We start from the raw sequence: 14,383 nt of genomic DNA on the forward strand, positions 1-14,383 counted from the left end.
GCCACACCACGTTGGGAAGCTGCTGCGCGGGCATACCGTTCTGGATGTTCGTCATCCGAACCCCACCCTTCCCCGAATTAACGCTGCACGATCGCTTGCACGTGCAGTTGATCGTGCACGCACACTAGCAGTAGCACGCGCAGCTGCACGTGCACGCACCATGGTCGTGATCATCCGGTGATCAACGATCGGCGCGCGGCCGGTCTACCTCGTCAGAAGACGAGTGTGAGGTGGCGATCGAACCCATTGCCGCCGCTGGCACTGAAGGCGGTCGGCCGGGATCGTGGCCCATGATCACCGATGATCCGGGCGGTGCTGCGGCGTGGGCCAGCAAAGGAGCGTTGTGCGGTTCGGAGCCAGAAGGTCACATCACCGCGGTCCGGCACACGAACGCCTAGGGTCTTGGACGGCGCGGGATGATTACGTCAACGAACGCAACCCGTTCCGTTTCCGTACGTCCTGTCTTCCTTGCTGGAGCACCGACGTTTCCGGGCCGCCTGGCCACTAGAGATCTTCGAGTGCGGTTTCCAGTGCTGTGCGGGTGCGTTGTGGGGGATGAGCGTCAACGGTGAGGCGGTGGAAAGCGGTGCTGTAGACCTCAACTTCGTCAGGTTTGTCGAGGTACAGCGCGCCGCAGAGGTGTTCCAGGTAGACGATGTCAGGGATTTCCGGTTCGGCGAAGCGCAGCACGGTGAAGGCGCCTTCCGCGCTGGAGCGACCGACTTCCAGCGGCAGGATCTGCAGCGACACCGTCGACAGGGTGGTCGCATCGAGCAGATGCTCGATCTGCTGGCGCAGCGCCGCCGAGCCGCCGATCGGCCGGTACAGCACCGACTCGTCGATCACCGCCCACAACCGCGGCGCTTTCGCCTGGCTGAACAGCTTCTGGCGCTGCATGCGCAACCGGACCCGCCGATCCAGCTCGTCTTCCGGAAAGTCTGGACGACCCTGCGTGGCCACCGCACGGGCGTAGCTCTCGGTCTGCAGCAGACCGGGCACGAACTGGATCTCGTAAGTCTGGATCCGGGAAGCGGATTCCTCCAGCCCCACGTAGTCCTGGAACCACGAGGGCAACAGGTCGTTGAAGCGATACCACCAACCCGGCTCGTTCGATCGGCGCACCAGGTTCAGGAACGTGTCGCGCTCCTCCGGGTCGTCCACGCCGTAGAGTGTGAGCAGGTCGGCAACGTCGCGTTCCTTGAAGCCGACTCGGCCCAATTCGAGACGGCTGATCTTCGACTCGGAACCACGGATGGCGTCTCCGGCGTTCTCGCGAGAGATCGAACTGGCCTCACGCAACCGACGCAACTGGCTGCCCAGCACAAGACGACGAGCCGTGGGGCCGCTCTCCGAGACACTCCCTCCAGCCACGCGAGACCTCCTGCACAGCGGACTGCGACCGCAGCATATTAATCGATTTCAGCACCGATAGTGCCGTATCCGCGGAGAATCTCTGCCGTGGCCGCGATGGTGGGCCGCCTGTTCTACCAACCGGCTTCGGGCGGCATCCCACCTATCTGTACGACGGTGACGGCCTTGCGCGGCACCGTCCTGACGGCGTCTGTCACGATCACGCATCTCCAGTACGGCGACGGGTGCTGGCGGGAGGGGAGGATGTTCGCAGACCCCTGGAAGCGCGGCGAACGGCAGGGAGTTCCGCTGGTCACCGTTTGATGGCAACGCCCCCGAGCATGTGGACCTGGGCGTCGGTGAATCTCGCCGCGGCGTCGTCCGGGTGCCAATGGTTGATCAGTGTCACGCCAGGAGGCAGCAGTTCCAGGCCATCGAAGAGGTCCTCGACCTCGGTCTGGTCCATCGACCTGGCCGGGATCCCTTTCGCGTTGTAGGAGGCAATGCCTTTGTGCACCTCTTCGGGCGCGCTGATGTGCGTCGTGGTCGACACCACCAGGGCGCTGCCCTGGGGCAGCGGCGCCATGAGACGGGCGATGATGTCCCGCGCCTCCCCCTGGTCGAGGATGTAGTGCATGACCGCGAGCAGGGTCAGCGCAACCGGCTGGTCCAGGTCGAGAATCTCCCGGTATTCCTCGGAATTCAGGATCGCGTCCGTGTCACGCAGATCCGCGTCCACGTACGCGGTGCGCCCCTGCGGTGTGCTGGTGAGCAGAGCACGCGCATGCACCAGCACGATGGGATCGTTGTCGACGTACAGGATGCGCGATTCCGGGGCCACCTCTTGCGCGACCTCGTGCAGGTTCGGCGAGGTCGGTAGTCCGGTGCCGACGTCGAGGAACTGCCGGAAGCCCAGCTCCGCCGCGAGGTACCGCGTCACCCGAACCAGGAAGTCGCGGTTCGCGCGCATCGACTTCGGCAGGTTCGGCCAGCCTTCGGTGATACCGCTGGACGCTTCCCGGTCCGCCGCGAAGTTGTCCCGACCGCCCAGCAAGTAGTCGTAGATCCGCGCCGGATGCGGCTTGTCCGTGTGGAGATCGGGAGGAGGACGGTAACCATCCTCATCCGCTTTCGACCCTAGCCAATCCGTGCCCGACATGACGCCCTCCAACGATGATCACAAAAATCCGTGTGCACTCTATCGTCCACATCTGGTGCGTGGTCGAGCCGACAAAACTGTCGCCAGTACGAGCTCCGCCCCGTCGCTGACCACCACCGCGTCACCAGCACGGAGCTCGCCGAACGAGTACGAGGAAAGCCGAAGAGAACGCACTACAACCGAACTCACAGACCGGTGCACCGCCGCTGCTCGGCCTACCGGAGCAGTTCCTCGACTGTTCGGCGTGCTCGACGTCGAACGTCCACAACCGCACCGTTGGGTCCAAGCTCCCGCTGGCAAGAGTTTCGCCGTCCGGACTGAAGCGGGTCTCCGGCGCAGACGAGTTGCGTTGCGCCGTTTTGCGGCATGTTGCTGATGCTTTCTTCTATCGTCCTTGCGCGGGAAACGGAAGCGGGGGTGGATCAGCGTGCGGTTCGAGGTCTTGGGGCCGGTGCGGTTCTCCCGCGATGACGGCGCCGCGATGGCGGTGTCCGGGGCTTTACGGCAGCGGCTGCTGGCGATGCTGCTGGCGCGGGCCAACGAGCCGGTGTCCATGGACGCGCTGGTCGAGGCGATGTGTGCGGGCGAGACCAACGACGAGCTGCCACACCGGCTGCAACTGCACGTCCACCGGCTGCGCGGCATGCTCGACGACCCGGCCAGGTTGGCCTTCGGCGCGGGCGGTTATTGCCTGGCGGTTCGGCCCGATGAGTTGGACGCCGACCGGTTCGCGGCACTGCTGGAACAGGCTGGCCAGGTCACCGAACCGCAGCAGACCGTGAAGCTGATCCGGGAGGCGCTGCGGCTGTGGCGTGGCGAGCCGTACCAGGGCCTGGACATGCCGGAACTGGCCGCGGACGTCAGGCGGCTCACCGAACTCCGGCTGGTGGCCACCGAGGACCGCTACGCCGCCGAGTTGCGCTGCGGCAGGCACGCCGCGGTCGTCGCCGACCTGACCGAACTCGTGGACCGACATCCGCTTCGGGAACGCCTGCACGCGCTGCTGATGACCGCGCTGTACCGCACCGGACGGCAGGCCGACGCGCTGGCCGCCGACCGCGACGCGCGGTCGGTGCTGGTCGAGGAGCTTGGGCTCGAGCCGGGGTCGGAGCTGCGCGAACTGGAGGCCACCATCCTGGCGGGTGCACCGCTCGAAAACGGCGGGCCCGCAGCGCATCCGGTGCCCGCGCAGTTGCCGCGCAACGTCACCGGATTCGTCGGTCGCGACGCAGAACTGTCCCTTTTGGACAAGTTGCTGGGCGCCGCGGGTGAGTCCGTGGTCATCTCGGTGGTCGTGGGCACTGCCGGGGTCGGGAAGACCGCACTGGTGGTGCGCTGGGCGCACCGCGTCCGGGACCGGTTCCCGGATGGTCAGCTCTACGTCGACCTGCGCGGCTTCGGCCCGGACCGGCCGGTGCAACCCGCCGAGGCACTCGCGGCCTTCCTGCGCGCCCTCGGCCTGGACGGCACCGCCATCCCGCACGATCCCGGCGAACGCGCGGGCCGCTTCCGCACGCTGGTCGACGGAAAGCGCCTGCTGGTCGTGCTGGACATCCGATGCGGACCTGTTCAAGCGGGTCTATGACACCGCGATGGACGTCGTCGTGCCCAAGGCGGGCGTCTCCGCCAACTGGGCGTACAAGATCGAGCGGCACTTGGCCGAGGCCGGGCTGGTCGACCTGCACACCCTGCACCACCGCGAGACGGTCACCGGCGGAACCACCGGATGCCTGCTCTACCGCAACTACGTACAGCAGGCGGAGGCACCGCTGCTGGCCAATGGACTCACGGAGGACGAGTTGCGTAGTTGCTGCGACCTGCTGCTCGACCCGCGCTTCCGCACCTGGTTCTACCTGTTCATCTGCAGCCGCGCCCGCAAACCCATCGAGTAGCCCACTGTGAACGAGGGCCTTCGCCCGCTCAGCACGCGCGAGTGCGCGAACGACGCTCGTGATGACGGTGTCCGTGTGGCTCTGGGGGCCGTGCACCAGCTCATCGCCGCACCAGACCCCATCGACATCCCCCGGTTCGAGAACGAGTCGTGGCCATGCTCACCCGCTACCTCACCGCAAGCCCGGTAAAACATCACCCTTCCCCGGGCGACCGCCAGGCCGATCCACACTCGGCCGCACCGGCATGCCGAGCACGCTGACGGACGACGGCCCGGCCGCTGCCGCGACTTACCCAAAAGCATCACTAGGCCCTGAACTGCGGTTTCAGGCACTTATCGGCCATTTCGCACACACCTTGGCCCCGAGTGAGATAGGTCACCGGCCGCGGCGGGGCGGTCACTCGTCTGTTGGATGCCGGCCGCAGCCGAGAAGCCTAGCCTAAGTAATTAGTTAGCGTAAAAAACATCTTTTGGTGATGGGGTGGTAACAATGTGCGGCATCGCCGGGTGGGTTTCGTTCCGTCGCGACCTGACCACGCAGCAGGCCGAGGTGGACGCGATGACCGAGACCATGTCCTGCCGCGGGCCGGACGCGTCGGGCACCTGGTATGCGCGGCATGCCGCGCTTGGACACCGTCGGCTCGCAGTGATCGACCTGCCCGGTGGCGCTCAGCCGATGGTGGTGGACACGCCGGACGGCGCGGTCGCGATGGTCTATTCCGGCGAGGCTTACAACTTCACCGAGCTGCGCGATGAGCTGCGGCGGCGCGGTGTCCGGTTCGACACCGATTCGGACACCGAGGTGGTGCTGCGCGGCTACGTGGAGTGGGGCGAGGCACTCGTCGAGCGGCTGAACGGCATGTACGCCTTCGCCATCTGGGACACGCGCAGCGACAAGCTGGTGATGATCCGGGACCGGATGGGGATCAAGCCGTTCTACTACTACGAGACCGGGGACGGTGTGCTGTTCGGCTCCGAGCCGAAGGCGATCCTGGCCAACCCGCTCGCCGAGCAGGTGGTCGGGCTCGACGGGCTGCGGGAAGTCTTCGCATTCGCCAAGACGCCCGGCCACGCGATCTGGGAAGGCATGCGCGAGCTGCGCCCCGGCCATCTGGCCGTGGTCGACCGCAACGGCCTACGCGAAACGTGCTACTGGAAGCTCGAGGTCAGTGACCACACCGACGACCAGCAGGCCACCGTGGCGCAGGTGCGTGAGCTGCTCGACGACATCGTCCGGCGGCAGCTGGTCGCCGACGTGCCGCGGTGCACGCTGTTGTCGGGCGGGCTGGATTCCTCGGCCATGACCGCCCTGGCCGCCGGGCAATTGCAGGAACAGGGCGAGGTGGTGCGCAGCTTTGCCGTGGACTTCCCCAACCAGGCGGAGAACTTCCGGGCCGAGGACATCGCGCCAACCCAGGACACCCCCTATGTGCACGCGGTCGCCGAGCACATCGTCTGCGAGCACGAGGACATCGTGCTGGACGGTGCCGCGATGGCCGATCCGGCCGTGCGGGCCGCCGCGGTGGGCGCCCGCGACATCCCGGTCGGCATGGGAGACCGGGACAACTCGCTGTACCTGCTGTTCAAGGCGATCCGGGGGAAGTCCACAGTGGCGTTGTCCGGAGAGTCCGCCGACGAGGTCTTCGGCGGCTACCCGTGGTTCCACGACGAAGCCCAGCGCAACGCGGACACCTTCCCTTGGCTGGCTAACACGCGCTCGCCCATCAACACCACCGGACTGCTGAACGCGGAGCTCACCGCGAAACTGGACCTGGACACCTACAAAGCCGACCATTACCGGCAGGCGCTGCGCGAGGTGCCGCACAAGGACTCCGAAACCGGGCTTGAGCGACGGATGCGCGAAGTGTGCTACCTGCACCTGACCCGGATGGTGCAGAGCCTGCTCGACCGCAAGGACCGCATGTCGATGGCAGTCGGCCTGGAAGTGCGGGTGCCGTTCTGCGATCACCGGCTCGTGCAGTACGTGTTCAACACACCCTGGTCGCTGAAGACCTACGACGGCCGGGAGAAGAGCATCCTGCGCGGCGCCACGCGCGACGTGCTGCCGGAATCGGTGGCCAACCGGAAGAAGAGCGGCTACCCGGGCAGTTTCGACCCCGACTACCTGGCCGCCATCCAGGGGCACGTCCACGACCTCCTCGACAGCGACCACCGGGTCCTGGACTTCTACGATCGGGACGCGGTCAAGGCCGCCAGCACCGCGACCATCGCCACGATCACCAACGCGCAGCGGTCCGGGCTCGAACGAATCCTCGATTTCGCCACCTGGCTCGACCTCCGCAAACCCGTCCTGAAACTGGACTGACCGGCAGGCGGCGCACCCTGGCCAAACCTGCCCCGCAGGTTGGCCAGGGTGGCGGGCGAGGCTGAGCTCGGCGGGCAGCTACCGCATGTCCCGGCCAGCCACGTGGGCGGCGGCCACGAAGGCGCGCGTGGCCGGGGCACTGCTGTCGGCGTGGTACGCCACGCCGATGCTCAGGTACGGCCGGGGACCGCTGATCGGCCGGTACTGCACGCCGTCGCGGGCCAGCCGCTGGGTTCGCGACGCGATGAAGCCGAGTCCGACCCCGGACGCGACGAGCCCGATGATCGACTGCGCCGGATGCGCCTCCATGGCGATTTTGAGGCTGAAGCCAGCGTTCTGGCACAGCAGGAGAACGGTGTCGTAGAGGTGCGGCGCGATCTGCCGGGGGAAGATCACCACGGGTTCGCCTTCGAGGTCGCTCAACCGAACCTCGTCCCGTTCGGCGAGTTCGTGTCCGTCCGGCAGCGCGATTTGGAACGCGGTGCGGCCGATCTGCTCAGTGGCCAGTGCCGACTCCTCCAACGGCGGGTGCACGAGACCCACATCGATGTCGCCGTGCATCAGGGCGCGCTCCTGTTCGGCGGTGGTCAGCTCGCGGACCACCAGCCCGACCTTGGGCAGCCGCTCCCGGAATCGGGCGGCGACTTCGGGGAAAACCACGTAGAGCGCGGGCGAAGTCACGCCGACGGTCAGCTGGCCGATCTCCCCGTGCGCGGTGCGCAAGGCCAGCTCCGCGGCGACGTCCATTTGGCGCAGCGTCTTGCGCGCCTCCACCGCGAACACCTCGCCCGCCGGGGTCAGCGACACGGTCCGCTTCGTCCGGTGCGCCAACCTCAGCCCGAGCTGCCGTTCGAGTTTGCGGATCTGCTGGCTCATCGCGGGCTGGCTGATGTGGCAGCGCTCCGCAGCGCGGTGAAAGTGCAACTCCTCGGCCAGGGCGACGAAACATTCGAGTGAGGATCGGTCCACTCCCCCGATGCTCGGCTGATAATCGCACCGAATCAATACATGCGAACAAGAAATTGGACGTAATCGACGCGCGACTCCTAGCGTGAGCCCACCACGTCACGAAGGAGTCGCCTGGATGTCCGTGCCCGAGGGCCCCCCGATCCGCATCACCGCGGTCGAGACGACCGTCGTCAATGCGGAAATGCGCAACTGGATCCTCGTCAAGGTCCGCACCGATACCGACGGGCTGCACGGCTGGGGCGAGGCCAGCCTCAACTGGAAGACGCGCGCCGTGCTCGGCGCGATCGAGGACCTGTCGAGCATGATCGTCGGCCGGGATCCCCGGGACATCGAGCAGCTGGTGCGGATCATGACCAAGCACAGCTACTACCGGCTGGGCATCATCGGCGCGACCGCGATCAGCGGCATCGAGCACGCCCTGTGGGACATCCTCGGCAAGTCGCTCGGCCAGCCGGTCTGGCGGCTGCTGGGCGGCCGAGTCCGCGACTCGGTGCGCGTGTACACGCATCTGGGGCTGGGCGACATGCGCTCGGTCTACGACACCGTCGACATCGGACAGGCGCGGGAAAAGGCGGCCGCCGTGGTCGAGCAGGGCTACGACGCGCTGAAGGTCGTGCTCGTCCCGTACGGCCACCACCTGACCGTCGCCGCCGAACGCCGCCACGTGGACAAGCTGATGGACGCGCTGCGCGACACGGTGGGGCCGGACGTCGACATCATGATCGACTTCCACGGTCGGACCGCGTCGATCGCCGCCGCCCTGCAGTACATCGACGTGCTGGCGCCGTACGACCCGTTGTTCTGCGAGGAACCGGTGCAGCCAGGCGACACCGACGCGCTGCGCGAGGTCACCCGTCGCGCCCGGACTCCGATCGCCGCCGGTGAACGGCTGGTGGGCCTGCGCGAGTTCCTGCCGGTGCTCGCGGCGAAGGCCGTGCACGTGGCGCAGCCGGACCTCAACCACACCGGCGGTCTGCTGGAAGGCAAGCGCATCGCGGCCGTCGCGGACGCCGAGCTGGTCGGGATCGCGCCGCACAACCCGAACGGGCCGATCGCGGGCGCGGCGGCGCTGCACTTCGACGTCAGCACCCCGAATTTCCTCATCCAGGAAGAGATGAGCGGCGCCGTGAGCTGGTACGACGACGTCGTCCGCACGCCCATGCGCCGCGTCGACGGTCACTGGCAGGTGCCCACCGAACCCGGACTCGGCGTGGAGGTCGACGAACGGGAGGCCGCGAAGCACCCCTACCAGCCCGAGGTGCCGCACAGCGGTTCCGCCGTGCTCGCCGACGGAACGGTGGTGGACTGGTGATGCGGACCTTCGACTACCCAGGAGGCGTGCACAACGCGACCCCACCGCGCGTCGTGTTCGGTCCGGGCAGCGCGGCTGGCCTGCGCGACGAGGTGGAGCGGCTGGGCGCCCAGCGCGCCCTCGTGGTCACGACACCGGGCCGGGTCGCGCTCGGCAACCGGATCGCCGCGCAGATCGGGGACCGCTGCGCGGGCCTGCTGCCCGAGGCGGTCTCCCAGGTGCCGATCGAGCTGGCCCGGCGCGGCCGCGACAAGGCCGCCAGCGCGGGCGCCGACTGCCTCGTCGCGGTGGGCGGCGGCGCGGCGACCGGGCTGTGCAAGGGCATCGCCTACGAGTCCGGCCTGCCGATCATCGCGGTGCCCACCACGTACTCGGGCTCGGAGATGACCGGGTTCTGCGGAATGACCATCGACGGCATCAAGCGCATGCACGAAAGCCTCGCCATGCGACCGTCCACAGTGGTCTACGACGCCGAACTGTCCCAGCAGCTCCCGCTGCCGATCAGCGCCGCGAGCGCGCTCAACGCGCTGGCGCACTGCGTCGACTCGGTCTACCTGCCTTCCATCAGCCCGCTGCTCGTCCCGGCCGCGGTCGAGGGCGCCCGCGTCGTCGCGAACGCGCTGCCCCGGCTGTCGTCCGCCCCGGACGACCTGGAAGTGCGCAACGAACTGCTCTACGGCGCCTACCTCGGCGGCGCCGCGCTCACCGGCGGTTTCGCGCTCCAGCACGCGATCGCGCACATGCTGGGCGGCAGCTTCGGCGTCGAGCACGGGGTCGCGCACGCGGTCGTGCTGCCCTACGTCACCGACCACCTCGTGCGCCGCGCGCCCGAACCGCTCGGCCGCATCGCCGACGCGATGGGCACGCCGGATCTCCCCGGCGCCATCTGGGACCTCGCCGCCGATGCCGGGCTGCCGGTGCGCCTGACCGACGCCGGACTTGGACCCGGCGACCTCGAACGCGCCGTCGAGATCGCGACGACCGCCGAGGACCACGACGATCCACGCCTCGCGGGCAACCCCGCCCCGGTGACCAAGGACGTCGTCGAGTCCATTTTGGACGCTGCGACGCGCGGAGACCGGCCAGGAGGCCGGTCATGAAGATCATCATGATCGGCCAAGCCGCTGAGCACGAGGACGAACTGCGCTCTGGTTTGGACAGCCCACATCCGATCGTTTCCTGGCCCCGCGAAACCGCGAACTCGGCCAGCCACGACGCCGAAATCGAACCCGACGACGTCGTGATCACGCTGCGCTGGTTTCGCGAAGATCGCGACGTGCCCCCGTTTCGGCTGCTGCACGTGCCAGGCGCCGGACTCGACGGGGTCGACCTCGCGGCCCTGCACCCCGAAACCATGGTGGCCAACGTCTTCGAGCACGAGATCCCGATCGCCGAGTTCGTCCTCGCCCGGCTCCTCGAATGGGAAATCCGGGCCGCGACGATGCAGGCAGCGTTCACCTCGGCCGACTGGCCGGAACAGTACCGGCACCGCACCCCCCACGGTGAGATCCACGGGAAAACGCTCGGCATCATCGGCTACGGACGCATCGGCCGCGCGATCGCCGCCCGCGCGGCAGTCTTCGGCGTCCAAGTCGCCGCCGTCGACGACTTCGCCATACCTGACGACGTGGCCGAGCTGCTGCCCACCGAATCGCTGCCCGAGTTGTTGGCGCGCAGCGACTACGTGGTCGTCGCGTGCCCGCTGACCCCGGAAACGACCGGTCTCATCGACGCCGCCGCGCTTGCCACGATGCCGTCGCACGCAGTGCTGGTCAACATCTCCCGCGCCCCGATCATCAACGAGGACGCCCTCTACGCGGCGCTGCGCGAAAAACGCATCGGCGGCGCGATCCTCGACGTCTGGTACCGCTACCCGACCACGTCCGACGATGTCGTCGCTCCGGCGACGCAACCGTTCTGGGATCTGCCCAACGCGTGGTGCACACCGCATTCCAGCGCTTGGACCCACCAGCTCCCGCACCGGCGGTACGCCGTCATCGCGGACAACATCAACCGACTGGTGGCTGGACAGCCGCCACGCAACCTCGTGCGAGCGAGATCGGCGCGCTGATCCCGCTCTGGTTCAGCTCAAGGAGGAGCGACCATGGATGCGAACCTCGATCGAGAGGCGATCTGGGCTGAGTCCAGGCGGCGCCTCACCCCCGGCGCCGTGGTCGGCAGCCTCATCGAGTGGTACGACATCGCCGTGTACGGCCAGGCCGCCGCACTCGTCTTCAACACCCTGTTCTTCCCCAGCTTCTCCACCACCGCTGGACTGGTCGCCTCATTCGCCACCTTCGGGGTCGGCTACTTCGCGCGACCGCTCGGCGCCATCATCTTCGGGCACCTCGGCGACAAGCACGGCCGCCGCGCGTCCCTCGTCGGCACCCTGGTGCTGATGGGCGCGGCCACCGTCGTCATCGGCTTGCTACCGACCTACCACACCGCGGGACTACTCGCCCCGGTACTGCTCGTGATCTGCCGACTCGTCCAGGGACTCGGCGTGGGCGCGGAATACGCGGGCGCGGTCATCATGGTCGCCGAGTTCGCCCCCGACAAACGCCGCGGCTACTTCGCCTCACTCCCCGCCAGCGGCGTGTTCCTCGGCATCGGCCTCGCCGCCGCCGTGACCGCCGCGGTATCCGCGCTACCTGAGCCGCAATTGTTGGCCTGGGGCTGGCGAATCCCATTCCTGCTCAGCTTCATCGTCGTCGGCATCGGACTCATGATCCGCCTCCGGGTCCCCGAATCACCCGTGTTCACCCAAATCAAGCAAGCCAGGGCACGCACCAGGTTGCCGCTCGCCACGATGCTCAAGGTCGTCCCGAGGCGGTTCCTGCTCGCGATGGTCGCCAACGGCGTGCTCGCGTTCAACATCTACGTGGTCCAGACCTACTCGCTGAGCTACCTCGCCAGCAAACACGTCTCGAAGAGCGTCGCACTGGTGGCGCTGCTCTTCGGCTGCGCGGTAGGCGCCGCGGCCATCCCGATCATCGGCAAGCTGTCCGACCGCAGCGGCCGCAAACCCGCGTACCTCGTGGTCAGCGCCGTGTGCGCGCTCGTACCGTTCCCCTTCTTCTGGCTGCTCGACACCCGCAACGCGGTGCTGATCCTGATCGCGTTCGGGCTCGCGTTCGGCAGCTGCCTGGCCATGTTCGGCTCGCAAGCCGCCTACTACGTCGAACTGTTCCCCGCCGCCTACCGGTTCAGCGGCTTCGCCCTCGCCCGCGAGATCCCCGGCGCCGCGCTGGCCGGGCCCGCACCGGTGATCGCGGTCGGACTCGTCACGCTCGCCTCCGGTTCGCCGATCCTCCTCGCAGCAGCGATGGCGATCGTCGCCGCAGCCGGATTCGTCGCGGTACTCGCGCTACCGGAAACCCGCGGCATCCCGCTAGCCGACCCCACCAAGACGCTGAACGTCACCGTCCCCACCGCCGAACGCTGACGTCTCGCCCGAACTCGCCCCCTGCCCAGGCGGATCCGTGATGTGGTGTCAAGATCACTAGCAGAGGCCCTTCCCATGCCCCGCACCAGGACCACGGACAGGCTCTTAGTCGCTGAGAGATGGCGATGGTGCACGCACCTTTTCGAGTTGTTCCGCGGCTGTGATTGCCCTTGAGCGCATTCATATTCGACTGATTCCTCAACGGTGGCAGGCGTCGATCAAGCCTTGGATTCTGATCTTCGTCATGCCGTGGACCGCGTTCAGGATTCGATCGGCTGTATCGCGTTCGGTGCCGTCCAGAAGCTCACCCAGTGCTGTGGGCATGACCTGCCATGTGACGCCGAACCGGTCGGTCAACGAGCCGCCAGGCCCCTCCTGACCTCCGTCGGTGAGTCCTGCCCATACCGCGTCTATTTCCTCCTGCGTGCCGCATTCGACATACAGGGAGATGGCTGGGCTGAAGGCAAGTGGCGATTCGCCGTTGAATGCGATGTGACGCTGTCCGGCCAGGTCGAAGACAACGGTTGTGACCCGGCCGTCCGGCGCGCGCTGTACGTCGATGATCTCGGAGTCGACGAAGATCCCGGTGTAGTGGTTGGCGGCCTCCTCGGCCTGACCGTCGAACCACAGGAAGGTGCTCAATTGCATGCCTCTGCTCCTCGGCTTCGCGTATCAGCGGTGTGCGAGTGCTGCGTAATCCTTGAGCCGGACGGTGTTGGCGACGTTTTCCATGCCTCGGTGGGCCAGGCGTTTCGGCAGGTACGGCAGGATCCGGACGGACTGGTTGCGCAGCCAGAGTTGCGCGCGCGAGTCCGGCATCAGCCCGCCATCTCCTGCGCCACGGGCGAACTCGTGAGCTCGGTTGACGAACTCGCGCATCTCTTGTTCGTAGCGGGCGTAGCCGAGGTGGTGGTCACCGTCGGCCGCGGCGAGTTCTCCGGCGAGGATGTACGCGCCGACCAGGGCAAGACTGGTGCCGATTCCCGACATCGGCGAGGCGCAGTAGCCAGCGTCCCCGAGCAGCACCGCGCGGCGGTGTGACCAGCTGTCCATCTGAACCTGGCTGACCCGGTCGAAGTAGAAGTCCGGCGCGTCCCAGATGGCGGACAGCATCCGAGGGATCTCCCAGCCCTCACCGGCGAAGCTGTGCGCCACGATTCGCTTCTGCTCGTCGACGTCATGCCTGTCGTACTTCTGGGGTGCCAAGCGCCAGAAGAACCCGGCCAACGTCTTTCCCGGCTCGGGCAAGGGAGCAAGACCGGCCGTTCTGCCCGCACGGCCCGTCCCTCCGGGCATCGTGTACATCAGCTGCCAGCCGTCGAGGTCCAACGTGGTGCTGGTGGTGAACAGCGACACGTAGCAGCCCAGGTCGCGGATGTAGCGCTGCTCCGGCCCGAACACCAGTCGGCGGACGTTGGAGTGCACCCCGTCCGCGCCGACCAGCAGATCGAATCGCCGTGCGCGACCCGCCTCGAACTCGATATGGACGCCGTGCTCGTCCTGCTCGACCGCAGTGATCGAATCGCCGAAGACGTACTCGACGTCGTCACGGGTTGCCTCGTAGAGGATCCGCGCGAGATCGGTGCGACGAATCGCCATTTCGGCGATGGGTCCACCGGAATCTCCGAACACCTCAGTGCTCAGCGTCGCAACCCGTTTGCCGGTGCGGTCGACGAACGCCATGCCGTGTGCTCCGGTGTGCGCCTGCCGGACCTGAGCAACGATGCCCGTCCGCTCGGCCACCGTCCGAGCCGTTCCGCGGATGTCGACGGCGTGGCCACCGCTACGGGGCTCGGGGGCGCGCTCCACCACAGTTGGATGGAACCCGAACCTGTGCAGCCAGTACGCCAGGGCCGGTCCCGCGATCCCGGCACCGGAAACGAGGATGCTGCGGCTCTGCATCGGTCCTCCTTGCTTGTCGTCGTGGTCCG

13 protein-coding genes are annotated in these 14,383 nt (G+C 67.5%); 8 read left to right on the top strand and 5 right to left on the bottom strand.

Annotation, left to right across the window (positions count from 1 at the left end):
* Positions 1-504: 504 nt before the first annotated feature.
* Entirely contained in the window at positions 505-1,371 is an 867-nt protein-coding gene (locus MOQ72_RS19890) for a Sco1979 family transcriptional regulator (RefSeq protein WP_242185377.1), read from the bottom strand.
* A gap of 87 nt (positions 1,372-1,458) precedes the next feature.
* Here MOQ72_RS19890 and MOQ72_RS19895 point away from each other — a divergent pair, with 87 nt between their 5' ends.
* A complete protein-coding gene (locus MOQ72_RS19895) occupies positions 1,459-1,674 on the top strand; it encodes a hypothetical protein (protein WP_242185379.1) in 216 nt (71 codons plus the stop codon).
* Here the strand turns inward: MOQ72_RS19895 and MOQ72_RS19900 are convergent.
* Positions 1,664-2,509: an SAM-dependent methyltransferase gene (locus MOQ72_RS19900; RefSeq protein WP_242185380.1), complete on the bottom strand. Its 846-nt coding sequence runs from the start codon at positions 2,507-2,509 to the stop codon at positions 1,664-1,666. The two genes, MOQ72_RS19895 and MOQ72_RS19900, sit on opposite strands and share 11 nt — an antisense overlap.
* A gap of 427 nt (positions 2,510-2,936) precedes the next feature.
* On the opposite strand from MOQ72_RS19900, the gene MOQ72_RS19905 reads away from it, so the two are divergent.
* The 3 genes from MOQ72_RS19905 to asnB all read left to right on the top strand — a co-directional run bounded on the left by MOQ72_RS19905 (position 2,937) and on the right by asnB (position 6,726).
* Entirely contained in the window at positions 2,937-4,094 is a 1,158-nt protein-coding gene (locus MOQ72_RS19905; RefSeq protein WP_242185381.1) for an AfsR/SARP family transcriptional regulator, read from the top strand.
* A 7-nt stretch (positions 4,095-4,101) separates the two neighbouring features.
* Complete coding sequence (locus MOQ72_RS19910; RefSeq protein WP_242185382.1) at positions 4,102-4,401, top strand: hypothetical protein; 300 nt, start codon at positions 4,102-4,104, stop codon at positions 4,399-4,401.
* A gap of 489 nt (positions 4,402-4,890) precedes the next feature.
* Entirely contained in the window at positions 4,891-6,726 is a 1,836-nt protein-coding gene (gene asnB / locus MOQ72_RS19915) for an asparagine synthase (glutamine-hydrolyzing) (RefSeq protein ID WP_242185383.1), read from the top strand.
* Between the two features lie 78 nt (positions 6,727-6,804).
* Here asnB and MOQ72_RS19920 read toward each other — a convergent pair whose 3' ends face one another.
* A complete protein-coding gene (locus tag MOQ72_RS19920) occupies positions 6,805-7,695 on the bottom strand; it encodes a LysR family transcriptional regulator (protein WP_242185384.1) in 891 nt (296 codons plus the stop codon).
* 115 nt (positions 7,696-7,810) lie between these two features.
* Between MOQ72_RS19920 and dgoD the strand changes: the two genes are divergently transcribed.
* From dgoD to MOQ72_RS19940, 4 genes are read left to right on the top strand one after another with little or no spacing between them, the layout of a single operon-like run.
* Positions 7,811-9,007 carry a galactonate dehydratase gene (gene dgoD, locus MOQ72_RS19925; RefSeq protein WP_242185385.1) on the top strand — a complete coding sequence of 399 codons (1,197 nt, stop codon included), beginning with the start codon at positions 7,811-7,813 and terminating at the stop codon, positions 9,005-9,007.
* Positions 9,007-10,107, top strand: coding sequence for a maleylacetate reductase (locus MOQ72_RS19930; protein WP_242185386.1), 1,101 nt, complete (start codon positions 9,007-9,009; stop codon positions 10,105-10,107). The genes dgoD and MOQ72_RS19930 overlap by 1 nt, the downstream gene beginning before the upstream one ends.
* Positions 10,104-11,078, top strand: a complete 975-nt coding sequence (locus MOQ72_RS19935) for an NAD(P)-dependent oxidoreductase (RefSeq protein WP_242185388.1) — start codon at positions 10,104-10,106, stop codon at positions 11,076-11,078. Before MOQ72_RS19930 ends, MOQ72_RS19935 begins: the two co-directional genes overlap by 4 nt.
* 33 nt (positions 11,079-11,111) lie before the next feature.
* Positions 11,112-12,452 carry an MFS transporter gene (locus MOQ72_RS19940; protein WP_242185390.1) on the top strand — a complete coding sequence of 447 codons (1,341 nt, stop codon included), beginning with the start codon at positions 11,112-11,114 and terminating at the stop codon, positions 12,450-12,452.
* Between the two features lie 198 nt (positions 12,453-12,650).
* Here the strand turns inward: MOQ72_RS19940 and MOQ72_RS19945 are convergent, their stop codons facing one another.
* Both MOQ72_RS19945 and MOQ72_RS19950 read right to left on the bottom strand, forming a co-directional pair.
* Positions 12,651-13,100, bottom strand: coding sequence for a VOC family protein (locus MOQ72_RS19945; RefSeq protein WP_242185392.1), 450 nt, complete (start codon positions 13,098-13,100; stop codon positions 12,651-12,653).
* 24 nt (positions 13,101-13,124) lie between these two features.
* Positions 13,125-14,354 (bottom strand): FAD-dependent monooxygenase, encoded by a 1,230-nt coding sequence (locus MOQ72_RS19950; RefSeq protein WP_242185393.1) that lies wholly within the window; start codon positions 14,352-14,354, stop codon positions 13,125-13,127.
* Positions 14,355-14,383: the final 29 nt, after the last annotated feature.

The organism is Saccharopolyspora soli (assembly GCF_022678645.1).
Classification (GTDB): domain Bacteria; phylum Actinomycetota; class Actinomycetes; order Mycobacteriales; family Pseudonocardiaceae; genus Saccharopolyspora; species Saccharopolyspora soli.